The following is a 26908-nucleotide window of genomic DNA, read 5'->3' as shown; positions in this document are numbered from 1 at the left end:
ATTGGCAAGCTCTTTGAACTGCTCCTGGGGCACATCGAGAATCCCCAGATTTAAAATAAGACGCTGCCGAGGCCCTTTCGGGGTTCGGATAGTTTCAACAAGGTGCAGATATTCATACACCTTCTTGCTGTTACGGTTCGATTTGCGGACGCGTTTAATATACATACCCGTCACCGTAGCTAAAAAACAGGGGGGTGTCAATAATTATTTTGTTTTATGGGTCACTACATTTGGGTTTTGCCCGGTGCAAAACAATGATTTCAGGCGGTTATGCCTGCAAGACATGGGGTTTTGGGCAAAAAATAAGCGTTGCCCGATCAATTTTGACGAAGTTGGGTTAGGCTTCCTTTTGAATGAAGGAAGATTTTTTGTATGCAACCCCCAATAGGGCATAGATATAGGCAATGGAAAGCGCCTCAATCAAATCGTTCTTTTCGATGGGGTTTGGGAATTTCATGGATTTTTTCTATGTGGATGGGGGGCTTGGGATGTCCGCCGTCATATAGGCCTGACGACTGTCTGTGGGATTCTGAGGGAAGGCTTGTTTGAGGAGTCCTTCTTCCAGCAGCTCTTTGAGATACTGTTGTCGCAGAGAATCCGGGTCTCTGTTCAGCAGTCGTGCAAGGCAGTTACGGGTAATGAACTGTTCTTCGCACAGGGAAAGAATCACATCCCGCATGAGGGTTTTGGGGAGTTTTTTCTTTTGCCTGGCCAGGCTTGCCTTTGCCTTCAACGTTGCCAGAAATGTTGGAGACAGGAGATCCAGATCATGAATTACGGGTGCGGGAAGGGAGGGTGTCAACAGTCGGCCATGGATATCTATGTTGTCAAAAAGAGGCGGCAAATCTTCGGAGCGGGTTCTCAAATCTTCGGAGCGGGTTCTCAAATCTTCGGAGCGGGTTCTCAAATCTTCGGAGCGGGTTCTCAAATCTTCGGAGCAGCTCTCCAAATCTTCGGAGTAGGGGATTTGGGATTCCGGACTGGTCTGTACTCCCATTCCGAATACCTGATCGGGGGTCGGTAGATTCTGTCCCTGCAGATGATAAACAGCACCACGGCCGTGCCCGTGCATTTCCAGCAGTCCTTGCCTGACCAAAGTCCGCAGGGTGAGGGTGATATCGTGGCTGTGATCCAGGGTGATATCGGTAATGCGCTTGTGGGAAATGACCTGTTCCGTTGCTGCTGTTGCAAGTATCAGCCGCCCCAGCGTGGGCTGTAAGCGGAACCTGTCTCCATAGGAGGCCTGGAGCTGCTCCAGCACACCGTTCGGCATCAGCTCCAGCATACGCATCTCAAGAATCGTCTGGGGTGGCTCATCAACCTCGTAGATGGAGGGTGTCCGCCAATGACGCCAGTTCCAGCCACTGTAAATTTTTGGAATTCCCGATCCTGCCCGTTCTCCTGCGCCAATCATGAGAAATATCTGGTGCATGATGCGGTTACGGCAGTCCGAGTCACCTCCATGAAGGGCTCGCTCAAGGGGGATGCGCATATCTCCGGGATTCCTGAATCCCATCATATCCGGTCTTTTGATGACCAGAACCGATACCCGGCCAGAGTAGTCGGCATGTACCAGGGTATTCACCAGCGCTTCTCGGACTGCCTGGTGCACAGGCGTATCGTCCATTCGCTGTCCTTCTTTGAGACAAAAGGGAATTTTTAATCCTGCGGGATCGGTCAGCTTACGATATACAATGCGGTAAAAATCAAAAAGGTTACCGGACCAGCTGCCATCAGGAACCAGGCGATCCATCCAGCGCTGTTCCGCTCCAGCTTCGGCCCGTTCCTGGTAATCCACAAAATAGTTTGGTGCTGCTTCCTGGATGGCATCCCAGGTGCCGAACATCAGAAGTCCTGCGAGGGTGAGTCCTTCCCTATTGTTTTCCCGGTCTTTGCGCCACCCACGGATTTTTTGCAAAAATCCAAAATCATCCAGTTCCAGAAAGGGATGGATGGGCCTGGCATCTCTGAACATCTGCCGGTAAATCGCAAAGCTGCGTTTATCAATGTCTTCCCAGCTAAAACCGGACAGAATGCGATTGTCCCGCTCATCTTCTATCCGTTCAGCCAGCATTCTTCGAACCGTTTCATCGTCGCAATGGCGGTCGCCCTCCTGAAGACGGCGGTAGGTATTGCCATTGAAAGGCGTGGCACCAAGATGAACGGGTTTCTCATGGCGGGTGGCCTTGCGGACAGAAATCTGAATGACGTTTTTTCCCTCGATATCCAGAACCTGTACATCTTTATCGAGGATCAGATTGCAGCTGATCTTTTGTGGGTTGTTGAGGCTGTTGAAGAGATCCCCGATAACTTTTTGTGGATTCGGGATACCGTTTATCTGGAATTGACCTCTGGGGTTTTCCCTGACTCCAAGAAAAACCGTCCCTCCATAGGTGTTGGCAAAAGCACTGTACGTTTTCCAGAAATCGTCGGGAAGTTTACCCTTGCCATCCTGTCCGGAGGCCAGTTTGCATTCCAGATCGCAGGATTCGGCGAGGGTTTCCATCATGCCTATAAAATCAACCATGAATTTTTCTCCGGCGTATTCATGTATTCATAAAGAAACTTCATACCCTTGTCAGGAATCCGGTTGTGTAGAAGCCGGGATGAAAAAGCATACAGAATTCTTTGTATTTTATCCATACAGCCCAAAAGGGCATGACCTCAAAAAAACAGCCCTCCCCTTGACCCAGATCAAGGCAGTCCTTTCTTTTTCTGGTGTAGAGGCCTTCAGTCTTCCAGGTTTTGGGAGAAAATGTTCATGCCCTGAGCAAAGGATGAACGTCCATGAAAACAGCACCCGGTTCCATGCCCTGGGAGCAGGCGGCCCGTGCGACCCTGGAGAATGTTCCCTTTTTTGTCAGGAAAAAAGTGAAGGCCCGCATCGAAGCCACGGCCCTTGCAGAGGGAATATCCTGTGTGAGCCTGAAAGATGTTCCCCTTGCCCGCAAGGCTTTCATGGAGGGGCAGGAGACCATGGTCACGGGTTTAAGGTGGAAAACTGTTTTGCCTCAGGCGGCTGCCCCAACCGGGTTCTGGAAACGGATGCCCTGGTCCGGAGGCTGGAATTCTGCCTTTCATCCCAGGATCTTCTCTCTTTTCTGAAAAAAAGGGTGGAGGGTCACTTGCTCTTTCACCACGAATTCCGCGTGTCCCTTGCAGGCTGTCCCAATGCCTGCTCCCAGCCCCAGATCCAGGATATGGGCATTTTCGCCCTGCGGTTTCCGGGGATCAGCGAGAAGGACTGTTCCCGGTGTGGCCTCTGCGTGGCGGTCTGCCCGGACAGGGCTCTTTTGCTGAAGGAAGACGGCATTGGGGTGGACAGGGACCGCTGCATGGGCTGCGGTCTCTGCATTGCCGCCTGCGGGGAAGGGGCGCTGAAGATTCAGGATACTGCTGGGAGGCCGTCTGGGGCGTCATCCCCGCTTAGGGTTCCGCTTCCGGGCCTTTATACCGCCGATGGCGCGGAAGCCCTTCTTCTTTCCGTCCTGGCCTTCTGGAAATCCGGAACCGGGCCTGTGGAGCGTTTTTCGCGGATGCTTCAGTCTGAAGATCTGGGACGATTCTGCTGCTATAATATATAAGGGGGTTAAAAAGGGGGGCAGTTGAAATCATGATCCTGGAAATAAGCATCTCGCCCCCCCTTCCTGTTCAGAATCCGTAAAATTTATCCCTTTTATAGTCAAAGATGGCTTTCTGCTGCGGGCTTATCTCCTTCTTTTGATCCAGAAGAATACCATTTTTAAACATATGCGCCGAAATCCTTCCCATTAACAGCTCATTTCTTAGCTCTGCCGTATCGGGGTCTCTGGCCTGTCCCCCCTGGTATATCAGCTCATCCCCTGCACGTGTCCTGATCATGGCAAAAACAGCTCCCTTCTGGACAATGAATCTGCGTGTGGGGTTGCCGAAGGCATCCCTTGCCTCGATCTCATAGACCGGTTTGGTCTCTTCAGCCGGAACGGCAGGGACAAAGAACAGGAAAGCCAGCAGGCAGGGCAGCAGTCTGAACAGTGTCTTTTTCATGGGTCTCCTCCTGTAGGGGCAAGGGTCTGACGGGGAAAGTGGGGATTTCTTCTTTTTGCCAATTTTTTGGGCCTGTCCGCCAACAAAATGGTCGTTCAGAGCATCCTGACCACCTGAAGCCGGTCCGTATCTGAATTTTGCAGGAATCGTTCCATCAAGAAAAAAACAAAAGGGTCTCAACCCCTTTACGCCAGCCTGATAAAACAGGACTCGCTAAAGCCTGACATCCTCTCCGGGCAGGATCTCCACGGGCGCTTTGTCGCTTTTAAAAACCCGCAGGGTGCTGTTTCCGATCAGGCGGATGGAAGGCCCCCTCAGCACAAGGCCCGTGCCTTCCCGCAGCCCCAGAACGATCCCCTGAGGATGGAGCCGGAGGAATTCCTCAATGCGCATCTGCCGGGTTTCTCCTGCGTGGCCTTCGGGATGGGTGTCGAGGTAATGGGGATTGATCTGAAAAGGAACAAGCCCGAAGGTGCTGAAGCTCTCCGGCTCAATGATGGGCATGTCATTGGTGGTGCGCAGGCTGGGGCAGGCCACATTGGCCCCGGCACTCCATCCGATGTAGGGACAGCCTTCCACCACTTTCCGACGCACGGCAGGGATGATGCCGGAGGCGTGGAGCATATGGGTCAGGTGGAAGGTGTTGCCGCCGCCCACAAGAAGTCCTTCTGCCCTTTTGACGGCGCGGAGGACATCTGCCTCCCTGTGGATGGGCCGGATGCGGATTCCCAGAGGAGAAAAGGCCTCTGCCACTTTGGCGGTATAGGCGTTGAAGGAGGCGGTCAGCCCGTCCTTTTGCCCGGAGGCGGCAAGGCTGATACCCGCCCAGGGGATGAAAAGCATTTCCCGGAGATTCCGGCCCCGGATGAAATCCGCCATATGCGCTCTGGGCCATTCCAGATAGCCCGTTCCGGGGGAAGAGGAATTGCTCAGCAGAAGAAGGCTGCGGTTTTGCAGAAGGGCATTGTCCAGCCCGTCCCGGAAACCGGTCTGTGAAAAAAAAGGAGAAAGAAGATGTCTGAGCCGCTGTCTGAGCTGGGGCATTGGGGTCTTCCTGTTTTTCTGGGTTTTCCCGCAGGGGGTACGGCGGGAGCGGTGTCTGGGCGGAAGCCCTTTTTGGCAGGGCTTTCCGGATCTGCCTTTTGTCCGGCTGCGGTCTTTTTGGATGTAATGGAAGAGTCCATGCCACGCTCATCGGCCAGGGGCCATTTTTTCGGAAGCCATGTCCATAAACTGTTTGAGCAGTGGCGAACACCATTTTTCATGATGCCATATCATTAAAAGGGAGGTTTCCTCATCGTTGAGTGCCCAGTCCAGTTTTTTCAGAATGCCGCTGGCAAGATCCTCTCTGACCGATACTTCCGGGCAAATGCTCAGGCCCACTCCCCGTTTCAGGCAGTTTTTCAGACTGTTCATACTCGAAAACCTGTGCAGTGTGGCGGATGTTCTGTTTTTTTCAAGCGACCGCTCGAAGGTGCTGGGGTAGCTTCAGTCTGTTTTTGGCAGCAGCACTGTCTGCCCGTCAAGATCCGCGTAGGTGATGTTCCGGAAACCGGCCAGAGGATGAGAGGGGCTTGAAACGAGCACCAGATTTTCCGTTTTCAGCATCTGGACATTCACATCCCTCATCTGAAAGCTGTCGGTTATCAGAAATGCCAGGTCGATTCTCCCGGAATTCAGCTCCTCCCTCAGGCGGGTATCGGAACAGTTGATCAGGGTGAGCGTTACTTCGGGGTTTCTGATGAGAAAACCTTCCACGATTTCAGGCATGTATACCGATGCCACGGTTTCCGGAATTCTTATTCTGAGCGTCCCCCGGGAGTTGGTACCACCGCCTATCTCTGCCCGGATCTCTTCGGTCATGCCTTCTATTTTTCGGGCATAGTCCATCAGCTTCAGCCCGGCATCCGTCAGCAGCACCTTTCTTCCAATCCTGTCGAACAGTTTTACGCCCAGGGTCTCTTCAAGGGAGAGAATCTGAGCGGATACAGACGATTGCGCCATATTGAGCTGCTCTGCGGCCCGGGTAAAATGCAACTGTTCCGCAACCACCCGAAAAGTTCTGAGAAGACGAAATTCCATGGGCTATTTCCTTTATCGTCCCGTCCGATCCTTACCATCTGAATAAATCGTTAGACCTGATTCAAACCATGAAATAATAGAAGCCATCGATCACTTAACCATAAGGAGGGGCGCCATGTCATGCATTATTGAGAACCCGGAAAAAATCGCCGGAGAGAAGGCCGCAGACTATTTCGGCAGCGGATTTCACTGTGCCGAAGCCGTTGCGGCAGCCGTACTCGAAACCCTTGGCCAGCCGTCTTCCGAGGCCACAGCCCATGCCACGGCGTTTGGCGGCGGATTTGGCAAAACCTTTGAAGAGGCGTGTGGCGCCTTATCAGGAAGCCTGATTGCCATAGGCCATCTTCATGGCAGGAGGGCTTCAGGTATGGCCTGGGATCTTCCGGCAGAGATGGGGGCAGAGATCCGAACCCGCTTTGTCGAAGCCTTCGGAACCTCAAACTGTCTGAAGCTCCGGATACGCTTTGGTGAAAAGGCCCAGATGGAAGAGTGCCGGAAGGTTGTGGAAAGGACGGCGCAGATGCTGGTGGGACTGCTGGTGGAGAAGGGCTGAGAAGTGGTTCAGCATGTGCTTTCTGGAGGGGCAATCAAGCAGGGGCGCAGAGCCCCTGCCAGAAGAGAATCAGACCTGGATTTCTTCCCCGCCTTTTTTGATTTCAAGGAGGGGACGGATGACGATGGCATTGTGGGGGCAGACGCTTTTGCAGTCCCCGCACTGGGTGCAGCTGGCTTCTCCGGGCCGGGTTTCCAGGGCGCAGACCTTTTTGCAGTGATTGCAGTCCGTGCAGGAAGGGGTCATGGCAAAACGGAAAAGGGCGATTTTCCGGAAAAGATCCTGGGCCGCTCCCGTGGGACAGAGAAAGCGGCACCAGAAATGGGGAATCAGAAGCCCAAGGCCCAGGGCTGCGAGGATGGCCACGGTGCGGGTCAGCCACCAGAAACTGGCGTGTTCGAAGGTGAGCCCTACGGCGCCGAAGAAATCTCCCGTGCGGATGGGAATGGCCCCTCTGGGGTTGGCCATGATAAAAAAGACCCAGAGGCTGGAAAAGAGAAGAAGGTATTTGCCAGGGCCGAGGATCTTTTCCATAAGGCCTGAAACCTTCTGCCGGAGAAAGGCAAAGGGCGCCAGAAGATCCTGCACCAGACCGCCGGGGCAGATCCAGCCGCAGAAGGCCCTGCCGAAGACCAGGGTGAGGGCTGCGATGAAAATCCAGCTCCACATCCAGAGGGATCGGCCGGGGCACTGAATCACCGGGCAGTTGCCGCATCCGATGTAGGGAACGGCAAAGGGGCAGCGAAAAATACCGTAAAAGGACCACTCCCCGATGATGCCGAGGGAAAGGCACTGGACCACGCGGCGTTTCAGGGAAAGACGGATGGATTCAGGCATCGTGCACCCCGTACTTTGTGCTGAGTCTCTGACCCTGAAGGGAGGCTGCCGGAATGAAGCCCGCCTTTTCAAACCAGACCTGGCCTTTGTCCGAGAGCATGAAATCCACGTACGCCTCCGCCAGATCCCGGTTTTTGGCCCACTTCATGACCCCGATGGTAAAGGGAACGGGCGGGGCGGGGATGAAGGCTTCCGGTATGGCCAGGGTTTCCAGTTTTCCCCTGAACTGGGGCAGGCAGGTGAGGCGCTTTTCGATGATGGTGGCCTCTCCCCTGCCGCTGAGGAGTTCCGGAAGCACGGTCTGCACGCAGTCTCCGAGAACGCTGGCCTGAGCCAGCGCCGCCTCTTCCACTCCCGCTTTTTTCAGAATGACCAGAGCGGCCTGCCCGCCGGGAGGAGAGGCCTCCGGTGCCAGCACCATGCGCACATCAGGCCGTTTCAGATCCTCCATGCCATAAACCTTTCCGGGATTGCCTTTGGGAACGGCCAGCACATACTCGGTGAAACAGAGGGGCCTGAAGGACAGCATCCGGCCTTCGGCTTTGAGCTTCCGGGCCAGATCCAGCACTCTCGGGGCAAAGACCTCGGTCTGCCCGTGGGTGAGGAGGGATTTCCCCAGGGCTGCGGCAAAGGCGCCGGTGTAGGCGATGGCGCAGCCCGTGGCCTTTTCGAATGCCGCATTGGCGGGCATCATGGCTTCGGCAAGCCCGCCGCAGGACCAGACCTCAAGGCTCTGGCCGGAAAAGGGGGCTGCACCTGCACCGGTACTGGCGGCAAGAAGGCCGCCCAGGGCAAGGCCGCTCCCTTTAAGAAAATTGCGCCTTGTCAGGCCGTTTTCCGACATGAAATATTCTCCTTTCCAGGAATGCCCTCCGCATCCGCCCGGCACTGACGGCAACGCCTGAAGGTCGGCAGCAGGGGAGCGCAGGTCTCGTGAAGGGTCGCCATCTCTTTTGCCGACGGTGGGGCCATATGGGCTGTCGCGCCATTGGGGATGAGGGGCATGGGGTTGAGGATCCCCGCGCCCAGGGCCGCCACCCTGGCCGCGATTTCCGGGATGTGCCCATCGTTGATGCCCGGCACCACCACGGTGTTGATTTTGACGAACATTCCCGCACGAACCGCCTCCTTCAGGCCCCAAAGCTGGCGTTCAAGCAGTATTCCGGCCCCTTCCTCCCCCCTGATTTTTTCTTTTCCGTCCAGAATCCAGGGCTGGATTTTTGCCGTGATCCCAGGGTCCACCGCGTTGATGGTGATGCTGAGGTGCTCCAGCCCAAGGCGGAGCAGGGTGTCAAGGTTTTCGGGAAGGGCAAGGCCATTGGTGCAGAGGCAGAGCCGTGCTTCGGGAAAACGCCTGCGGATGGCGGCAAGGGTCATGAAGGTTTCGGGGTTGGCCAGGGGATCACCGGGGCCTGCAATGCCGATCACAGACTCCCTGCCCCAGGTGGCGATGAAGTCTGCGGTCTTTTTCAGGGCGGCTTCCGGAGACAGCAGGCAGGAGGCCTTTCCCGGCCCCCCGGCCGCCATGGTTTCCGGATTTTCCGGGCCGATGCTGCGGGTGCAGTAGATGCAGTGCAGGTTGCACGCCGGGGCCACGGGCAGATGCAGCCGGGCGATTTGGTGGTGCGCCTCTTCATGCACGCAGGGATGAAAGGGCAGTTTCGGTCTTCTGACCGGTGCAGAAAACATGGTCTGACTCCACAGGCTTTTAAAAAAGGAAGGCCCTGTTTTCGGAAAATCCTTACAAACAGGGCCTTTGGGGGAAAAGGCGATCAGCCCTTTACCAGATGCAGGGTGTAGTCGCCGTCCTTTTCATCCACGGAGGCAAGCTTCCAGCCCCTGGATTCCGCAGCGCGTGCCACGTTTTCACGGGCCGCCTCCGTATCCACCAGCACGGAAAGTTTTCCTCCTTTGACGAGGGGGAGGGCCTTCAGGGTGTCCAGCACGGGCTGGGGACAGGAAAGCCCCCGCTCATCCAGTGTTTCTGTCATGGTTCTTCTCCTTATATCCTTTAAAGAATCAGGCTTTTTTCAGGGTTCCGAAAAATCCGATGGCAAGGCAGACCACGAGGCCCACGCCAAGGCCCAGAATGCCGTTGGGGCCCACACCCGCAGGGGAGCTGGCCATGCCGAAGTTGTGGGCAAAGGCGGCACCGACAATCATGCCCAGCACAAAGATGGCGGCATCGCCGTCCCCTTCTCCGGAAAGAAAGAGCTGGCGTCCGGGGCAGCCTCCGGCCAGGGCAAAGGCAAGGCCTGCCAGCACCATGCCCATGAAGTTCCAGAGGCCTAAGCTGTGAGCCACGGGCTGTTTTTCAAAGCCGGGGTTGAACTGACCAAAGGCGAGGTTGGCAAGAAAGGCCACGACCACCAGGGCGATGAGTCCGGAGAAGAGGTGCATCTGTTTAAAGAGGATGAGATCCCGCAGGGCCCCCATGGTGCAGAAGCGGCTGCGCTGGGCAAGTCCGCCCACGAGAAGGCCGATGGCCAGGGCAATGAGAAGGGGCGCGTACATGGCTCCAGGGCCTTTTACGCTGTAAAAGAGCACGCCGCTTTGGGGCTGACCCGCTACGGGCGGATTGTAAAAGGCCAGCGCCAGAAGGCCCAGCATGAGAAGGGGCATGGCAAGGCCCACGAATTTCGGGGCTTTCTTTGCAGGCCCCAGGTTGTAGCCGCCTCTCAGGAAAAGGGTTCCGATAAAGACCCCGGCCGTAAGACCGAGAAGACCGAAGAGGGCGTTCCAGTCCCCCCCTGCCAGACGGAGCAGGGCCCGCCAGGGACAGCCGAGAAAGATCAGAGCACCGATCATGGCGAAAAAGCCCAAGGCAAAACGGATCACCGGGGCAGAGCCTGTGCGGGGACGGAAGTCTTTCGCCAGAAGGGCGGCCACGAGGGCGCCCAGCACAAAGCCCATGATTTCGGGTCTGAGGTACTGCACCACACCGGCACGGTGAAGGCCCAGAGCGCCTGCGATGTCCCGCTCAAAGCAGGCCACACAGATGCCCATGTTGGGCGGGTTGCCCAGCTTCTGCAAAAGGGCTGCGAGAAGACCGATGACAGCACCGACGGCGATGATGCCCCATCGGGTGGATAAATGGTTTTTCATGGTGGTGTTTTCTCCTTTGTTCGGATTTGGACAGAACCGAGCCCCTTTGGGGGCATCGGAAAAAAAACGGTTTCAGGCAGCGAGTTTTCCCTCATTTTCCTGCCCCCAGAGGGCGGCTCCCAGGGCGCCGGACATATCCGGGTTCAGGGGGATGCAGAGAGTCTTTCCTTCTTCAAGCTTTAGCTCCTTCTCAAGAAGGGCCCGGATACAGGGGTTGTGGGCAACCCCTCCCGCAAAGACCAGCGGACTTTCCAGTCCCACCCGCCGCAGCATGCCCACGGTGCGGCGGACAATGGAAAGGTGCAGCCCTAAGGCGATGTTTTCCGGCCTTACCCCCTGGGCCATGAGGGAGGTGGCTTCGGTTTCCGCAAACACGGTGCACATATTGTTGATGAGCGGCGGCGTATCCCCCATGAGGGCGTAAGCGCCGAAATCCTCCACAGGAATCTGGAAGATGTTGGCCGTGTATTCCAGAAACTTGCCCGTACCTGCGGCGCAGCGGTCGTTCATCTCAAAGCGGGACACCTTGCCCGTGGCCGTAAGACCGATGGCCTTGGTATCCTGACCGCCGATATCCAGCACCATACGGGCCTCGGGAAAGAGATGGCGGGCGGCCAGGCCGTGGGCTTTGATCTCCGTGAGGGTTTCCACGGGAAGGGAAAGCCCCATGCGTTCCACAAGCCCCCTGCCGTAGCCCGTGGCAATGAGACGATCCGCCTCCAGTTTTTCCAGAAGAGTCCGGATCTGGCGCAGGGGATCAAAGGTGGTGGGAAGCCGTCTTTCGTCTAAAATCCGTCCTTCCCGCAGCCGCACCAGGGCAATGGAGCGGGAGCCGATATCAAGACCTGCAAAGGTAAGGGCCATGGAAAACCTCCGTGTTCCGGGGTGAAGGGGTCAGCGGATCATTTCCACAAAGGCTTCCACGCGGGTTTTCAGCTGCTCCATGTCCTCCATGCTGTAATCCGTTTCAATGGCCAGCATGGGGATGTCCTCTTTGCGCAGCACCTTTTCCAGCTTGATGGCTTCATGGGCATAGGGCTGGCAGAACATGAGACCGTAGTGCAGCACGCCGTCGGCCTTCAGTTCCCTTGCCATGGAGATCACATTGGCCATGCGCTCCGTGTTGGGCGTGAAGCAGGCGCAGTCGATGCGCAGGTAGCGGTCCACCAGGGCATCGATGAGGCCGTCCATGTCCTGGGCGCTCTCGTCCGTGAGATCCCGGATATTGCGCGTTCCGATGCAGGATTCCTCGCCCACGATGACAGCACCGGAGCTTTCCGTGATATAGGGCAGTTTCCAGTTGGGTACGGCCATGGGACAGCCGGAAAGAAGGATGCGGGGGGTACCTTTGGGGCTGATCCCTTCCTGCGCCTTTACCCGGACTTCCATCTGGTCGCAGAGGGCATTGATGGAGGCGGTGAAGCGGACGGGATCATCATAAAAGGCCACCTGATGGATGAGCAGGGCATCCCGGCCGGAGATGGGGGAGGGATCGGCGCTGCGCAGGGCATCAAGGCGCTGGAGGGCCTTGCGTTTGGCATTGACGGTGGCCATGGCGGCCCGGAGTTTTTCGGGGGTGATGGCAACACCGGTAAGGGTCTCCAGTTTTTCTTTGTAGCGGATCACTTCACTGCGGAAGAGGACGCGGGCCGCATCGGTTTTGGTCTGGGGCAGTTCCATCACATGCATGGGCACCAGTTCCCCGAAGGCTTCATAGGCTTTTTTCTTGCCGTCGCAGGTGGTTTCTCCCACCACCAGATCGCAGGATTCCGTAAAGGGACAGATCCTTGCCATCTTGAAGCCCACAAAGGACTTGATGAGGGCGCAGGTGTTGCGGGGCAGGATTTTTTCCGCTTCCTCCGTTCCCGCCTCCGCACCGGCGCAAAGCCCCACATGCACGGCTCCGGCAGCAAGGGTCAGCTCTTCGGGCACAAAAACGCAGAAGGTGCCGACCACCTTTGCGCCCCTGGCCCTGGCTTCCTGCAACTCCTGAACTCTCAGGCCATGCACCTCGCTCAGGACAAAATCGAGGTATTCCATGCCTTTGAGACGTCCTTCCTGGGACATGTAGATATCGCCGTAAAACTGGCCCAGTACGCCCAGCAGGGCATCATGGGCGGGAAGATCCAGGTTGAGTTTTTCCCACATTTCGGCATAGCGCGCGTCGGTCATGGAGGCTCCTTCAAAAAACAGGGTAGGGACAGGCCGGTTGCTTTTTCCTTTCCGCCCCGATGGGTTAAAAGAAGATTTTCTGTATGCAAACCCGCATGGCGCATAGATATAGGCAATGGAAAGCCCCCGGATCAAATTGTTCCTTTCAATGCTTTTTGAAGGGCAGATCGAATTTTTCTATCCGGAAACAGCATGAAGGAATTTGTTCATTTTTTGATTGTATGCTGTACTCTGGATGTTGCTGGTTTCCTGGGAAGAAAGAGGGGAGACTGGGAGGGGGATGGGGGGGTAAAAAATATTTTTAAGAAGTATCTGTTTTAATATGAAGATGTTTATCTTTTTTTTAGATTGGCTTTCATGTTTTTATGGGGCTGTGGCAGAAAAAATGCTTATGGAAGGCGGTGTCCGTTTGGGCAGGGCTTTTTGCCGCTGTCCGGCAGGACAGGAAACAGGCAGGCCGTTTTTTTAAGGGGAGATCCCCGATTCACTCCGCCGATCCGTCCAGACGGCCCTGCGGTGCAACCCCAGTCTTTAAAGGAGCAACAACCATGTTTTCCCTCACCTTCCGTACCCCCGACTACGACATCAGCGCCATTCAGCCCAAATTCGAAGGCCCCCAGAAATCCCAGAAAAACGAACTCCGGAAATGGGCCGATGAAGTGGTCGCCTTTTCCGAGCGCATGGACAGCCTTTCCGGCAAGGCCAGGGTTCTTTCCGATCTTTTCGCCGAAGCCTCCCTGCCTTCCCTGCCCAGCGGCGGCATCCGTCAGCTGAAAAAGGAACTCTTTGCCATCCATGACCTCATGAGTCAGGCCTTAGAGATTGCAGGCCGCATTGAAAGCGATCTGATCCAGCCGGGCCGGCACTGATTGGTTTAAATCTTTTTGTGATTACAATTTTGCTTCAGCTATCGTTCCCATGCTCCAGCGTGGGAACGCCATACCGGGCGCTCCTGCGCCCAAGGCCAGTATCCTCGGGAATTCTTTTTCTGGGAAATGGGTACCGTCGAAGCGCCGGGACGATCCAGACCCAAACATGGGGAGTTTCCGGTTTCTGAATGTCCTACAGGCTTTTGGGCCATGGCAGTGTTCCGGGATTCAAGACGCTGGAGCGTCTTAAGATGCATTCCCACGCTGGAGCGTGGGAACGATGGGTTCAATGCTGTATGGGCAAAATCTACGATTACATGACTGAGTCAGGGTGGTAATCAAATAAGCTTTTGTGAGAGAAGAAGGGGCCGCTCCCAGGGGGGCGGCCCCTTTTCTATGCTTGAAAGGCAGGTTTCCCGGGGATAAAAGCGCTTTTTCTTTTCTGATTACCATCTTGCTTCAGCTATCGTTCCCTCGCTGGAGTATGGGAACGATAGCTGAAGAAAGATAGTAATCAGTTTTAGTTTTGCGGTTCCGGGTGTTGGTCTGCTTCCATCCCCTTGCCCCGAGAGCTGGGAACAGGCACAGGATTTCCCTTTACGTTACGCATGAAGCCCGTGTTTCCACGCTGGAGCGGGAGAATGCGGGCTGTCGTAAGACGGTAATCCGGCAATCCCTACGCGCCAAAAGCGCCTGACCTGAAAGACCTTCTGCCTGTCCCTTGATCCAGATCAAGGCAGTCGTTTCTGTTTTTTGCTGTATATAGCGTGACACTCCATTTTTTTGGAGGAAATATTCATGCCCCTGCAAAGGATGAGACCCCATGAAACCCGCACCCGATTCCATGCCCTGGGAGCAGGCGGCCCGTGCTGCCCTGGAAAAGGTTCCCTTTTTTGTCCGGAAAAAAGTGAAGGCCCGTATCGAGGCTATGGCTGTCGCACAGGGCAGGCTTGCTGTGACCCTCAACGAGGTGCACCTTGCCCGGAAGGCCTTCATGGAGGATCAGGAAACCCTGATTACGGGTTTTAAGGTGGAAAGCTGTTTTGCCTCAGAGGGCTGTCCCAACCGGGTGCTGGAAATGGATTCCCTGACCCGGAGGCTGGAATCCTGCCTTCTCTCCCAGGATCTTCTCTCTTTTCTGAAAAAGCGGGTGGAAGGCCCCCTGCGTTTTCACCATGAATTCCGCGTATCCATAGCAGGCTGTCCCAATGCCTGCTCCCAGCCCCAGATCCGGGATATGGGCATTTTTGCCCTGCGGTTTCCCAGGGTGACACAAAGGGCCTGCTCCCAGTGTGGCCAGTGTGTGGCGGTCTGTCCGGACGGGGCGCTTTGTGTTGAGGGGGAGGGCATCGGTATGGACAGGGAGCGCTGCATGGGATGCGGTCTCTGCATTGCCGCCTGCGGGGACGGGGTGCTGGCGGTTCGGGAGGAGGGCTTCCGGGTGCTTCTGGGCGGACGTCTGGGCCGCCATCCCCGTCTGGGGCTGGCCCTGCCGGGTCTGTATACGGTGGATGGGGTGGAGACCATTCTTGTGTCGGCCCTGGCGTTCTGGAAATCGGGCCAGGGGCCTGTGGAGCGTTTTTCACGGATGCTTCAGCCCGAAGATCTGGGGCGGTGTCTGCCGCCTTCGGGGAATCCGGGCTGAGCATTGTAAGGACAAAGAGGAACGTGATCAGTGCCTTTGAGGCGGCATGGCGGAGCCAGGGGATCCATCAGACCGAAGCAACCCCATGGTTTTTAGGCATTGGGAAGGATCTGTCTGGAGGGGATTTTTCTGCCCTTTACTCCGGTATGCCTCTGGATGAACGGTGTCTGGCGGACGGGAACGGGGCGCTGGGATCGAGGTGCACTGCTGAAGACGTCTTCACTGAAATGCCGGGAGTAAAGCTCTTTTTTTTCATCGTCTGATGAACGGACAACCATGGCCATCAGTTCCTGTACCATGGACGTCATCTGTTCCGCCTGGGCATTCAGTTCCTCAGAGGCGGATGCGGATTCTTCCGCACTTGCGGCATTCTGTTGTACCACTTTGTCCATTTCTTCTGTGGCCCTGTTGATCTGCTCTATTCCCTGGGACTGTTCCCTGGAAGCTGTTGCGATTTCCGCCACCAGCTGGCCGATCCGGTGATTGCTGGAGGCCACTTCCGCAAAGGCCTGACTGGTGCGGGAAACGAGGGCGGAACCTTCCCCGACCTTCTTCACCGTACCCTCAATCAGCTCTGCCGTATTGCGTGCCGCCTCTGCCGCCCGCATGGCAAGGCTTCTCACTTCATTGGCCACCACGGCAAAACCGGCTCCGGCTTCTCCTGCCCGGGCAGCCTCAACGGCGGCATTCAGGGCCAGAAGGTTGGTCTGGAAAGCGATTTCATCAATGGATTTGATGATCTTTGAAGTTTCGCTGCTGGCCCTGGAGACTTCGCTCATGGCGTGCGTCAGTGCGGTCATGGCGTCATTGGCGGTTTCCACCACCTGATTTGCCTGGGTCATCAGGGCGTTGGCCTGACCAGCATTCTCCGCATTCTGCCGGGTCATGGACGACATTTCTTCCAGGGAAGAGGAGGTTTCCTCTATGGAGGCGGCCTGTTCACTTGCACCCTCCGCAAGGGAAATGCTGGCTGAAGAGACCTGGCCTGCGGCAGAAGCCACCTGGTTGGCCCCATCGTTGAGACCGGAAATGACCTGTGTCAGGTTGGTATTGATGTTGCGGGTGATGAGCAGGCCCAGACCCAGGGCAATGAGTACGGCAAAGAGCGCAGAAACGGTGATGATGGTAGAGGCAAGATCCAGCTGCTGTGTGACGGAAAGGGCTGCCTGCCGTGTGTCCGCAATTCCTGCCTGCGCCGTATCCGCTGCGGCTTTCAGAACCTTTTCTGCGGCATTGTTTCTTTGTATCTCCAGGGCTTCCCGAGCCAGCCATGCTTCCAGAAAAAGACGCATGTTTTCAAGATAGGTATCCGCAGCCGTCCGGCAGGTCTGGAGCAGCCTCAGGTTCTGTTCCTGCCGGGTTTCCTGCTGAAGGGATTCCAGTTTCCCGCTGAGATCCGCAAAACGCTCCATGGTCTGCCGGAAGCCTTGCACATCCCTGTCCGCAATGGCCCGCCATGTGCCGCTGATGATGGCATTGCCGAGATCCAGAATATTGTTTCCGGTCTTGATTCTGAGGGTGCGTATCCATACCTCGTTACGGATGAACTGGCGGCCTTCCGCCGTCATGGCCCTTTCCCCGGAAGAAAGGTTCTGCTCCAGAAAGCTTTCCATGGCCCTGTCCTGAATTCGGAGATAGGCCTCCATGCTTTGCCCGAACTGCGTTGCAGCCTCATCGGCTCCCGCGACAAGACCATGGATGATGTCTGTCTGCTGTTCCGTCTGATCCAGAAGGCGAGCATAGGTTTCTGTGGAGGTTGCCGCTGTATCCGCATTGTTTTTCAGGATGGCCATCTGCCTTACAGCACCATGGGTTCTGGCGTCTTCGATGTGCTTCAGGGTGAGGGCAAGACTTTTCCGTGCATCTGCAAGAAAGGCCCTGTCTTCCGTATAAGCGTATCCACGGGAAGCGTACAGGGTTCTCATGGCCATGCGCTCCACATCGTTTGCCACGGCTACGGCAGGTACCCGGCTTTCCGCAAGGTTTTCCGCTATGCCGGATACACGGAACATATTGATAAAACTGACAAGACCCACAAAAAGGGTAATGAAAGAAACACAAAAAAAGGCCGTGATGAGTTTTTTTCCTATCGTCCAGGATCTCTTCATGGAAGTCTCCCTTTTCAGAGCGTAAAAATTTTTCCGTCCAGAAATCCCTTTTTTCAGCGTGAGAGCATGGGACGCTGCGGATGTAGGAGCCATGTGTCCGTGCCAGAAGGGTTGGTACATCAGGAACTCCACAGCGTTTTCTGATATGCAAGTTCTGATCCATCAGAAACACTTCGGACAGGGCAGAAAGGCCTGAAGTTCTCCGGAGTCCTTTCCCGTTCTGACAAGGTGCAGACGGCCCCCGAGGGCCTGGATGATCCTGTGGGCGACAACAGGGGCAAGCCCCAGCTCCTGGGCATGGGATGCGCCCCGTACGGGAGACTCCAGATCAAAAAAAGAGCTGGCCTCTGTCTCGCTCAGAAACAGTGCATTCAGGGGAAAACAGAGGGAGATCGCCTCCTCCTCCCCCATGACAGAAAATTTTACACAGTGTCGGTTTTTTGAAAAGGAGGCGGCAAGGCGCATGAGGGTGGTCATGGTTTTTTTCAGAAGATCCCGGTCTATTTCCAGAAGCCATGGAGGCGTGGCTTCCGAAAACCTTATCTCCAGAAAAATTTCCGGAAGAGAGGCCTGTACCTCGGCCAGCAGCTCCGAAAAGAGAACGCCTTTTTTTCCCGTACAGACCGCCATGTCCATGGAAACGATAAGGCTTGCATCTTCAATCAGGTTTCTCATGCGCTGGCTGCTCTCGCGGAACATTTCCGCAAGTATATGGGTTTCCTCATTGTCGTGGCAGTTTTCAATGAGCAGCTCGCCAAGGCCGAGAATGCCGTTGGCAGGTGTCCGCAGTTCGTGGGAAATCATGGAAAGAAAGTTGTCCTTAAGGCGGGTCATTTCCACAAGCCGTGTGTTGGCAAGGGCCAGTTCCCGGGTACGTTCCTTTACAAGCTGTTCCAGGTTTTCATTGTGCAGCCGGAGACTCTGCTGAAGGCTCATCATTTTCAGATGCGTTTCCACCCTGGCCAGGACTTCTTCCTCCTGAAAGGGTTTGGTGATGTAGTCCACGCCCCCTTCGGCAAAGGCCCTTATTTTACTCTGGGTATCATTCAGGGCACTGATGAAGATTACGGGAATGGATTGAAGAGATTTTTCTTTTTTCAGCAGGCTGCAAACCTCAAATCCATTCATGTCCGGCATCATGACATCCAGGAGAATGAGATCCGGTGGATTTTTCAGGGCGGCCTTCAGGGCCAGGGGGCCCGCCAGAAAAGCAGAAACCCGGTATCCCCTTCCAATGAGGATCTGATACAGAAGTTTCAGGTTGGCGGGCTTGTCATCCACAAGCATCACGGTAGATCCGGGGGTTTCCGGGTTCATTGAAGGACTCCTTTTCTTGCTGATCAAGACGGGAATGCTGTTGTGGAGGGAAGGGAAAACCAGAAGGTTGCCCCCTCACCTTCCCTGCTGTCAAAACCGATCTTTCCACCCTGAGATTCAACGGCAAGCATACAGAATGCCAGTCCCAGTCCCGTACCATAGGGCCGTCGTTTTGTTTTATCCGGTACCTGTGCATATTTTTCAAAAATACTGTTGTGACAGTCACTTGGGATGCCAGGGCCGGTGTCGGTAACTGAAAATTTCATAAAGGCTTCTTCGGACGATACCGCAAGGGTGATGCGGCTCTTTTCTCCCCCATGTTTGATTGCATTTCCGATCAGATTTTCAAGAACCCTCAGGGAGAGATCCGGATCACAGAGCACCTTTTCCCCTACAGTCCCTTTTTTCCAGAGCAGCTCTGTCTTCAGAAGAAGGGGTTCCATAACATCCAGGGCATTCTGAATCAGCTGATCCGGTTCACAGGCCAGGGTCTGGGTGGGCATTTTGTCGGCCTCAAGACGGCTGATATCCAGAAGGTTCATGATCATCCGCTGCAAGGTCTGGGCTGAAGCGGACAGTTTCCGGGTCATGGCGTAAAGGGTTTCGTTGCCGGAATCCTGAAGCTCCATGCCAAGCAGTTCTGCGTATCCCATGATGCCCATCAGGGGGGAATTCATGTCATGGGCCACCATATGCACGAGGCTGTCCCTCATGTTTTCAAGAACCATCAGGCGGTCATAGTTTTCCTGAAGTTTTTTTTTCTGTTTTTCAATCTGGATTTTCTGGCAGTGCAGATGCAGGTGCGTCCGGACCCTGGCGAGCAGTACGTCTTCCTGAAAGGGTTTGACCACATAATCCACCCCCCCTTCGGCAAAGGCCCTGATTTTGCTGGTGGTGTCATCCCGGGCACTGATGAAAATCACGGGGATGGAACGAAGGGCCGTATCATTTTTCAGAATCCTGCAAACATCAAACCCATCCATCTCCGGCATCATGATATCCAGGAGAATGAGATCCGGCAGACTTTTCTGGAGGGCACGCAGGGCCGCAGGGCCACTGGGGAAAGCAAGCACATGGTAGCCCTGCCTGTAGAGGATTTCCGCAAGGATTTTAAGATTGGCCGGCGTATCATCCACAATCATGATTTTTGTTTTTTCCTGATCCATGCCCTATTTTTCCTCCCGATTCAGAAGATGCAGCAGTTTTTCATATTCAAAGGCATCACTGAGCTTTTTGATTCTGTCCGCAAGAGGTTCGTCCAGCCGTTGCAGGGATTCAAGGAGCTCATTCATCCGGGTGATTTCTCCGTTCTCAACCGCCTCTTTCATGCCATAAAGCAGAGGCGCCGGTATGCCTGCCAGGTCTTTGGGGGTGAGGGGAAGGGATACCCTTGTGTCTTCATGGCGCTTTGTTTCTTCATAGATCAGATCCAGGTGAAGGGTATCGGCCAGAATCCGGAACAGCTCCTCCATTTTAAAGGGCTTGCTCAGGCAGCGCGACACGCCGGATGCCAGCATATCCTGCACATCTTCTTCCAGCGCAAGGGTCGTGATCGCAATGACCGGTGTTTCCGCACCTTTCGCATGGGCTTTGATGCGGCGTGTGGCTTCATGGCCATTCATGACGGGCATGAGCATGTCCATGAGGATGGCATGGGGACTCCAGGTTTCAAAAATTTTCAATGCTTCCTGTCCATTCTCCGCATCCCGGATTTCAAACCCAAAGGGAGACAGCATGGTATGCAGCATACGGCGGTTCTGATCCAGATCATCCACAAGGAGAATCCGCCGTGCACCGGATCTTGCCCTGACCCCGATAATTTTTTTGTCTGACGCTGTGGAAGGCTGTAGCTCGGATGCATCTGCTTTTTTTACCGGAACCCGGAAGGTGAAGGTCGATCCCTGGCCGGGCTGGCTCTCGGCTCTGATGCTTCCTCCCATAAACGCTGCAATGCGCTGGCTGATGGCAAGTCCAAGCCCTGTACCTCCGGCCCGTATCCCTGCATCGGCCTGATGGAAGGGCAGAAAAATCCGGGACAGTTCCTGTTCAGGAATACCCGGCCCCGTATCTTTCACCTCCATGACAAGGTTTAGGGACGGGCTGTGGTCGGCATCCTTTTCCATGTTGATATGAAGCCCCACCATGCCGGATTCCGTAAATTTTGCGGCATTTCCCAGGAGATTGATGAGTACCTGACGCAGCTTGACCACATCGCCTTTCACATATTCCGGGAAATCATGGGCCGCATATGTGGTCTGGAAGTGCAGTCCTCTGGCTTCTGTCCTGTTATGGATCATGGTTTCCAGGTCATGGAAAAAGGTTTTCAGATGGAAAATTTCAGGATGCAGTGTAAGGGCATCGGCTTCTATCCTGGCCATTTCCAGGATATCGTTGATGAGTTCCAGCAGATGCTCACCGTTTTGGCGGATGAGTGTCACCTGTTCCCGCTGTGGGGGAGCCAGGAGGGGCTGGCGCTCCAGGATGGCGCTGAATCCGATAATGGCGTTGAGGGGAGTGCGGATTTCATGGCTCATGCTGGCCACAAAGGCACTTTTGGCCCGGCTGGCCTGCTCTGCTTCTTCCTTGGCTTTTTGCAGTTCCAGCTCCGCATGTTTCCGCTCTGTGATGTCGCGGGCCGCAGCAAAGATACCCAGAACCTCCCCGTCCTCACTGCGATAGACGGAAGCATTGTAAAGAACATCATAGAGTTTTCCGGAAACATGGCGCATTACGAGGGGATAGTCCCTTACTTCACCCTTTTTCAGCACATCCAGGTATCCCTGACGTGCTGCTGAAGGGTTTGTGAAATACGCTGAGAAGTCACTTCCCATGAGGATGTTCCGGTTGATCCCCGTCATTTTTTCTGTGGCTTTGTTGACATCCGTAATAACACCTTCGGCATTGATGGTGACCATGGGATCCAGACTTGTTTCAATGAGGTTCCGCGCATGTTGCAGGTTTTCCGTAATGTCCCTTGCCACGGAAAGCACACCGGTCACATTCCCCTCGCCATCCCTGAGGCTTCGGCAGCGCCACGCCAGCAGGCGGATGGCACCATCCTGCCTGCGCTGCCAGCTTTCCAGAGAGAGCACCTGCTCTTCTCCCTGAAAAAGAGGCGTGACAATTTTATAGGTAGGCTGTTCTCCCTCAAAAAAATCCTGAGCCTCTCTGCCGATGACATTTTCACCGAAAAACTGGAAACCCGCATCATTGGCCCATGTATAAATTTTTCGGGTATCCACCTCCATCACGATTTCCGGAACCGTCATCAGAAGGGACTGTTGTCGTTCATTGAGGGCCTTGAGCCTTGCCTGAACCTCTTTTTGTGCTGTGATGTTTACATGGCACCCCACCATACGGAGGGGGGTGCCATCCTCAGTCCATGCGATGACATTGCCTGCGCAGATTGCCCAGATGGTATGCCCTTCCTGATGGGTGTACCGGAGTTCGCAGAACAAGGGTTCCCGGCCATGGTTCAAGACATGTTTCTCAAAGTTTTTTTCAACAACGGCATAATCCGCCCCATGGAGCAGACTTCTCCAGGCACGGATGGTATTGGGAAGTTCTGTATCCTTGTACCCGAACATGGCTTTGAAGCCAGGGCTGAGGTACAGCCTCTTTTCCGGTATGCACCAGTCCCAATAGCCGGAAAGGGTTGTTTCCATGATACTTTCAAGGATCATGTTGTTTTTTTGCAGATCTGAGGTTTTTTCTTCAACCATTTTTTCCAGAATCCGGCGGCGCTGAAGCATCTGACTGAGAAAAAAGGTAAGGGCTGTACTCAGAAGGCTTCCTGTTATGAAAATAAAAAAACCGGATCTTGGGGGATACAGCCGGAAAAAGTTTGTATTCGCCTGCACGGAAACAGCAAATACCTTGCCAAAAATAAAGAGAGGGCAGGAGAGAGACAGCTCCGTTTCAGAAATTTTTATGGAGGTATCCGTACGGCCAAGCTGTTCTGCTTTCCTGTCCGGAGACAGAAAAAGAAGTTCAAGATTCGTCAGAGTTCTGGAGGATGAGACAGAATGTAAAAGTGGTTGCATTCTCACCAGGGCCAGAATGAAGCCTTCCGGATCACCGGATTCCTCTTTGGGAAACACAGGACGGAACACAAAAATGCCCTTTTCTCCCGGAATCTGGTGGATGGATGTGACCGGAGAGCTTGCTGTGATCAGCCCTGTCTGCCAGGATTCTTCCAGTGCAGCCCTTCGCAAAGGGGTTGATCCAAGGTCAAAACCCAGCAGGGTTTCATTTTCTTTAAGAGGGCTGACCATCGCAAGGGGAAAATAGACTTCTTGCAGGGAAGAGGGTGTCCTCTCTCCCTTGCTGTCCGTGTGCCAGACCATAAAATTTTTCGATCCCTCACGTCGTATACCGGTTTCAAAATTTGTTTTTTCCCCACCCCGGATAAGGGGAACCCAGCCCCAGGCGTGGATGGCTGAATTTTTTACAAGGTGACTTGTGTATGTCTGGAAATCAGATCTTTCCACCTTTTCCGATCCTTCGAAGAAGGCCGCCAGTCCTTCCATTTGAGAGTCCCGGAGATTCCGGAAAGTTTCCTTCACGGCCCGGATCTGTCCAAGGGCCAGCTCCGAAAAAATACCATGGCGCCTGTGATACTCATAGGAATGGGCAGCCCAGGCAAGCAGGGCCGTGACTGAAAGGGCAAGGAGAAAAAGTATCTTTGGTAGTTGATCAACCATGCTGGCAGGCAAGGGTTTTTCGGTCTTTTGGGGGCGGGATAGCACCCACAGGCCAATGGGCAGGGCAACCATAAGAAACAGGAGGAAGAAGAGGGGCGGGATGGCCTTGGAACAGATGTTTTGTCTCCATGCCCTGACATCCACATCCAGGCCAAGGAGTGCAAGCACGGTACCGGTTCTGGGGTCTTTGAGGGGGACAACCCCGGAGATAAAGGTGCCCCAGGCATCCGTGTAGGGGCCTCCGGCTATGGAGAGTTCTTCCGTAAAAAGTTTTGCCATGGAACCTTTCGGGTCAGGATAGATATCACCGGGCAGAGCTTCCTTTACCCCGCCCCCTGTCTGTCCCACATCCATAAAGAAAAAAAGAAGACCTTCGTCGTTTCTGCCCATGAGGTAGATGTAGCGATAGTCCGGTGACAGCCCGATGGCGGAGGCAAGCTGTTTTTTTAAACGCTGGTATTCCGGTTTTTCAAGATCTTCAGCAGATCCGGATAAGGCCCTGACACGTTCCGTGTTGATGGTTTCCGCAAGAAGCCCGGTCTGCACCAGCAAGTTGTCAAGATATTCCTTTTCTGCAAGATTGAGCCGCCACCAGCTCAGCAAAAGGGTTCCTGCAAGAAGGCTGATAAACAGTGTCGTGATAAGGGGTTGTCTGATGAGGATGCCAGATACTTTTTCATTCCGGGGGGATAAAGTCAGGGGCATGTTTTTACCTTTTAGAGCTGTGTTTTTTAGGGGATTTACTCATTTTTGTTATCCCTTCCCCCTGGCTTTCAGGAGGTTTTCACCTCCGGCTGTCAGCCGGTAGCGCTGTCTGCTGCTGCGTGGTTTGTCTGGCTGGGTCATTTCAATCACACCACTGGCAATCCCGGCATGCAGATAATTTTCGCGAAAGTGTTTTTCCTCTTTCAGTCCAAGGGCCGCCATGATTTCTGAACGGCTCATGTCTCCCTGCATCACTGCAAGCATTCCCAGAATTTCGGGGGTGACTTCGGGGGTGACTTCGATTACGGGGGATTCCGCCAAGGGGTGTACCGGCAGCCGGATCACATACGCCAGACGATCCTCATCGGTTTCAAATGCCGGTGCAGGAGAGCCGTTGGCACGCATTGCCTTGAGGATTTTGGGTACACCCGTGGAGCGGCCTTCGGTCAGTCCCAGTTCCTTGAGAAATTCTCCGATACGGCGGTTGCGGTAGCGTCGGCTCACCCCCCGGCCAACGGTGAAGTCTGCAAGTCTGATGGATCGATCCGGGCCTGGAAAGCTCAAAACCACCAGTTCTTCACGGCTGATGCGTACTTCAATGCGCTCGCCTTCCACGGTACGCTGGTGGAGCAGGTCACGGAGTCTGATGGGAAGTTTATCCGGCATGGGGGCCTCGGAGTCAGCTTGGGGGTATTTGGGAAATAGGCTATAAATCCATTATAATCTTAAGTATATAGCAGAAAAATCCTTCCCGGAACCGTTCAGAGTTTTGCAGGGGAGAGGCTTTTTCGGTATGAGCCTGAAAGCTTAAGCCAGCCCCGCTGCCATTGCAAGCATCAGGCATCCGTCTCAGGATAAAAAAAGGACTGAGTCCCGGTTTTCTTTTCCGGGAGTCAGCCCTTTTGCTTTAGCGGCCTGCCGTGAGTTTCAGCCTCAGAACTTCAGGTTCATCCCCGCCAGCCACTCGCTGCCGTCCATGTCCGGCTCATCCCCCACATTCTTTTCGTTGGTGAGGTTTTCAAGGCGGGCGAAGACTTCCATGTTTTCGATCACCCCGTAGGTGACCGTAAGATCCATCTGGGTATAATCGCTTCGGGTCTTGCGGACATTGTTTTCCTCAAATTCCCGTTCTCCTGTCCAGGCCGTGGTGAGGCGGAAGCGGAGGTCGGGCCATGTGAGGTGATAGTCGAGATCCAGGGTGGCCTTGTGCTCGGGCCGGTCGAGAAGGCGTTTGTCCGTCTGTTTGTTTTCCGTGTCCGTCCAGGTGTAGCCCAGGGTGGCGCTGAAGGCGCGGGCAGGTTTCCAGGTGAGGGTGGTTTCAAGGCCCTGGGTAAGGGCTTCGCTGACGTTGCGGTAGGTCATGGTTCGGCCCGTACGGGTGGTTTCGATCAGGTCGTCGATTTCGTTGCGGAAGAGGGCCGCCCGGAGAAGGAGGGTGGGGTGGGCCTGAAAATCCATGCCTGCCTGATAGGAGAGGGCTTTTTCCGGCTTGAGATCCGGGTTGGCTTTCATGGTCCAGGGGCCCATTTTCCAGCCGTCGGCGTAGAGTTTCAGGAGGGTGGGGGCCATGAAGGAGGTTCCTGCGGAGGCCCGGATGCGCAGAGTGTCCGTGGCACGAAAGAGGATGCCTGCCCTGGGATGGGTTTCCGTGCCCCATTCATCATGGTGATCCAGACGTCCGCCCAGGGTGAGGGAAAGGCGGCCAAGATCGATTTCATCCTGAAGATAGACCCCGTGGGTACTCTGGGAGTCTTTTGTGTAGGTTTTTTGTTTGTCATCCACGGACTCTCCGGAATAGGCATACCCCAGACTGACGGCCTGAAGGCCGAAAACACGGGCGTAGCCTGCTTCAAATTCCTGGAGGGTGGAAACGGCGTCAAAACTTTTGTCCACCTTTCTGTGGTCATGGGAAAAATAACTGGCCCTGGTCTGGATACGGGAGAGGGCATCGGGCCGGATTTCTGCTGAAGCGTTGACACTGCTGCGTTCCTGGATGCGGTCTGCCTCGCCCTTGACCCTGTTTTTCTGACGGGAGAAGAAGGGCTGGAGACGCAGGGTGGTGCTTTCCACGGGCTGGTAGTGCAGGCTTGCGGAAAGGGCGTTGCTGTTCATTTTGTCCGTGTCTTCATTGACCCCTGAGGTGGATTTGTGGGTGTAGTCCAGGCGCAGGCCCATGCGGTCATTGCCCAGATCCGTTCCCGCTGTGGCCGTGATCCGGTCACGGCTGCCGCCGCTGATACCGGCACGCAGATGTTTTCCGTCTTTTGCCTTGCGGGTAAGGATGTGTACCACACCTGCCATGGCGTCGGAGCCGTAGAGGGCGGAACCGGGGCCTTTGACGATTTCAATACGCTCAATGCTTTCCACGGGAATGGAAGAAATGTCCACACTGCCATGGCCGCCGGTGAGGCGCTGGCCGTCCAGCAGGATGAGGCTCTGATCCGGATTCATGCCCATGAGCTGGACATTGCCGCCATTGCCCCAGGAGCCTGTGGATTCCGTGATGCGGACGCCGGGAATTTCCCGCAGCAGATCCTGGATGTTCGTGATCTGCCGGGCCTGGATATCCGCTGCGGTGATGACATGCACCTGGCTTGCGGCATCCTGCACCTGCTGTTCACTGCGACTGGCGCTGACCACCATCTGCTCCAGTTCGCTTTCCGGCATCTGACTGGCCTGACCGGGCAGGGTGAGCAGTCCTGCGGCCAGAAAAAGAAGGAAGGGCGTTTTCATACTGCGGTACGACATGGGGCATCTCCTTGTTTGCGGGAACAGGTTTGAATTTA

At 55.1% G+C, this 26908-nt stretch carries 23 protein-coding genes and 1 pseudogene; 6 read left to right on the top strand and 18 right to left on the bottom strand.

Annotated elements, in window-relative coordinates; all coding sequences use genetic code 11:
- Both BR04_RS09350 and BR04_RS09345 read right to left on the bottom strand, forming a co-directional pair.
- Positions 1-165 (bottom strand): IS1634 family transposase N-terminal domain-related protein (locus BR04_RS09350; protein ID WP_496355736.1); only part of this gene is annotated, 165 nt, incomplete at its 3' end.
- 301 nt (positions 166-466) lie between these two features.
- A complete protein-coding gene (locus BR04_RS09345; RefSeq protein ID WP_496355734.1) occupies positions 467-2527 on the bottom strand; it encodes an RNA/DNA-binding domain-containing protein in 2061 nt (686 codons plus the stop codon).
- 260 nt (positions 2528-2787) lie between these two features.
- Here BR04_RS09345 and BR04_RS09340 point away from each other — a divergent pair, with 260 nt between their 5' ends.
- Both BR04_RS09340 and BR04_RS09335 read left to right on the top strand, forming a co-directional pair.
- A complete protein-coding gene (locus BR04_RS09340; protein ID WP_496355733.1) occupies positions 2788-3105 on the top strand; it encodes a PCP reductase family protein in 318 nt (105 codons plus the stop codon).
- A gap of 20 nt (positions 3106-3125) precedes the next feature.
- Positions 3126-3584, top strand: coding sequence for a 4Fe-4S dicluster domain-containing protein (locus tag BR04_RS09335; RefSeq protein WP_496355732.1), 459 nt, complete (start codon positions 3126-3128; stop codon positions 3582-3584).
- Positions 3585-3651: 67 nt separating this feature from the next.
- On the opposite strand, the gene BR04_RS09330 is transcribed toward BR04_RS09335, so the two are convergent.
- From BR04_RS09330 to BR04_RS09320, 3 genes and pseudogenes are all read right to left on the bottom strand, one after another.
- Positions 3652-4026 (bottom strand): hypothetical protein, encoded by a 375-nt coding sequence (locus tag BR04_RS09330; protein ID WP_496355731.1) that lies wholly within the window; start codon positions 4024-4026, stop codon positions 3652-3654.
- A gap of 213 nt (positions 4027-4239) precedes the next feature.
- Positions 4240-5070 (bottom strand): dipeptidase PepE, encoded by an 831-nt coding sequence (pepE, locus tag BR04_RS09325; protein ID WP_496355730.1) that lies wholly within the window; start codon positions 5068-5070, stop codon positions 4240-4242.
- Positions 5071-5217: 147 nt separating this feature from the next.
- Positions 5218-6108 (bottom strand): annotated as a pseudogene (locus tag BR04_RS09320) (LysR family transcriptional regulator).
- 115 nt (positions 6109-6223) lie between these two features.
- On the opposite strand from BR04_RS09320, the gene BR04_RS09315 reads away from it, so the two are divergent.
- Entirely contained in the window at positions 6224-6661 is a 438-nt protein-coding gene (locus tag BR04_RS09315) for a C-GCAxxG-C-C family protein (RefSeq protein WP_496355729.1), read from the top strand.
- A gap of 69 nt (positions 6662-6730) precedes the next feature.
- Here the strand turns inward: BR04_RS09315 and BR04_RS09310 are convergent, their stop codons facing one another.
- The 7 genes from BR04_RS09310 to BR04_RS09280 all read right to left on the bottom strand — a co-directional run bounded on the left by BR04_RS09310 (position 6731) and on the right by BR04_RS09280 (position 12775).
- On the bottom strand, positions 6731-7498 hold the full coding sequence (locus tag BR04_RS09310) for a 4Fe-4S binding protein (protein WP_496355728.1): 768 nt from the start codon (positions 7496-7498) through the stop codon (positions 6731-6733).
- Positions 7491-8342 (bottom strand): substrate-binding domain-containing protein, encoded by an 852-nt coding sequence (locus tag BR04_RS09305; RefSeq protein WP_496355726.1) that lies wholly within the window; start codon positions 8340-8342, stop codon positions 7491-7493. Before BR04_RS09305 ends, BR04_RS09310 begins: the two co-directional genes overlap by 8 nt.
- Positions 8324-9187: a radical SAM protein gene (locus BR04_RS09300; RefSeq protein ID WP_496355725.1), complete on the bottom strand. Its 864-nt coding sequence runs from the start codon at positions 9185-9187 to the stop codon at positions 8324-8326. The genes BR04_RS09305 and BR04_RS09300 overlap by 19 nt, the downstream gene beginning before the upstream one ends.
- 83 nt (positions 9188-9270) lie before the next feature.
- A complete protein-coding gene (locus BR04_RS09295) occupies positions 9271-9489 on the bottom strand; it encodes a sulfurtransferase TusA family protein (protein WP_320356003.1) in 219 nt (72 codons plus the stop codon).
- Positions 9490-9517: 28 nt separating this feature from the next.
- A complete protein-coding gene (gene yedE, locus BR04_RS09290; protein ID WP_496355724.1) occupies positions 9518-10603 on the bottom strand; it encodes a YedE family putative selenium transporter in 1086 nt (361 codons plus the stop codon).
- Between the two features lie 72 nt (positions 10604-10675).
- Positions 10676-11467 carry an acyl-CoA dehydratase activase gene (locus tag BR04_RS09285; RefSeq protein ID WP_496355723.1) on the bottom strand — a complete coding sequence of 264 codons (792 nt, stop codon included), beginning with the start codon at positions 11465-11467 and terminating at the stop codon, positions 10676-10678.
- Positions 11468-11497: 30 nt separating this feature from the next.
- Positions 11498-12775, bottom strand: coding sequence for a double-cubane-cluster-containing anaerobic reductase (locus tag BR04_RS09280; protein WP_496355722.1), 1278 nt, complete (start codon positions 12773-12775; stop codon positions 11498-11500).
- 192 nt (positions 12776-12967) lie between these two features.
- Here BR04_RS09280 and BR04_RS09275 point away from each other — a divergent pair, with 192 nt between their 5' ends.
- The 3 genes from BR04_RS09275 to BR04_RS09265 all read left to right on the top strand — a co-directional run bounded on the left by BR04_RS09275 (position 12968) and on the right by BR04_RS09265 (position 15289).
- Positions 12968-13096, top strand: a complete 129-nt coding sequence (locus BR04_RS09275) for a hypothetical protein (RefSeq protein ID WP_496355721.1) — start codon at positions 12968-12970, stop codon at positions 13094-13096.
- Between the two features lie 227 nt (positions 13097-13323).
- Complete coding sequence (locus BR04_RS09270; RefSeq protein WP_496355720.1) at positions 13324-13644, top strand: hypothetical protein; 321 nt, start codon at positions 13324-13326, stop codon at positions 13642-13644.
- Positions 13645-14467: 823 nt separating this feature from the next.
- Positions 14468-15289: a 4Fe-4S dicluster domain-containing protein gene (locus tag BR04_RS09265; RefSeq protein WP_496355719.1), complete on the top strand. Its 822-nt coding sequence runs from the start codon at positions 14468-14470 to the stop codon at positions 15287-15289.
- 92 nt (positions 15290-15381) lie between these two features.
- On the opposite strand, the gene BR04_RS09260 is transcribed toward BR04_RS09265, so the two are convergent.
- The 6 genes from BR04_RS09260 to BR04_RS09235 all read right to left on the bottom strand — a co-directional run bounded on the left by BR04_RS09260 (position 15382) and on the right by BR04_RS09235 (position 26870).
- Entirely contained in the window at positions 15382-17397 is a 2016-nt protein-coding gene (locus tag BR04_RS09260) for a methyl-accepting chemotaxis protein (protein WP_496355718.1), read from the bottom strand.
- A 162-nt stretch (positions 17398-17559) separates the two neighbouring features.
- Positions 17560-18714 carry a hybrid sensor histidine kinase/response regulator gene (locus BR04_RS09255; RefSeq protein ID WP_496355717.1) on the bottom strand — a complete coding sequence of 385 codons (1155 nt, stop codon included), beginning with the start codon at positions 18712-18714 and terminating at the stop codon, positions 17560-17562.
- Positions 18715-18737: 23 nt separating this feature from the next.
- The gene (locus tag BR04_RS09250; protein WP_496355716.1) at positions 18738-19880 is read right to left on the bottom strand and encodes a hybrid sensor histidine kinase/response regulator; all 1143 of its coding nucleotides are present in this window, start codon (positions 19878-19880) and stop codon (positions 18738-18740) included.
- A 3-nt stretch (positions 19881-19883) separates the two neighbouring features.
- Positions 19884-24122 (bottom strand): PAS domain S-box protein, encoded by a 4239-nt coding sequence (locus BR04_RS09245; protein ID WP_496355715.1) that lies wholly within the window; start codon positions 24120-24122, stop codon positions 19884-19886.
- 48 nt (positions 24123-24170) lie between these two features.
- The gene (locus BR04_RS09240) at positions 24171-24788 is read right to left on the bottom strand and encodes a Fic family protein (RefSeq protein WP_496355714.1); all 618 of its coding nucleotides are present in this window, start codon (positions 24786-24788) and stop codon (positions 24171-24173) included.
- Positions 24789-25055: 267 nt separating this feature from the next.
- Positions 25056-26870: a TonB-dependent receptor plug domain-containing protein gene (locus BR04_RS09235; protein ID WP_496355713.1), complete on the bottom strand. Its 1815-nt coding sequence runs from the start codon at positions 26868-26870 to the stop codon at positions 25056-25058.
- Positions 26871-26908: the final 38 nt, after the last annotated feature.

It is taken from the genome of Desulfobotulus sapovorans DSM 2055, from assembly GCF_059569355.1.
This window is presented reverse-complemented; position numbering and strand designations above follow the sequence as displayed.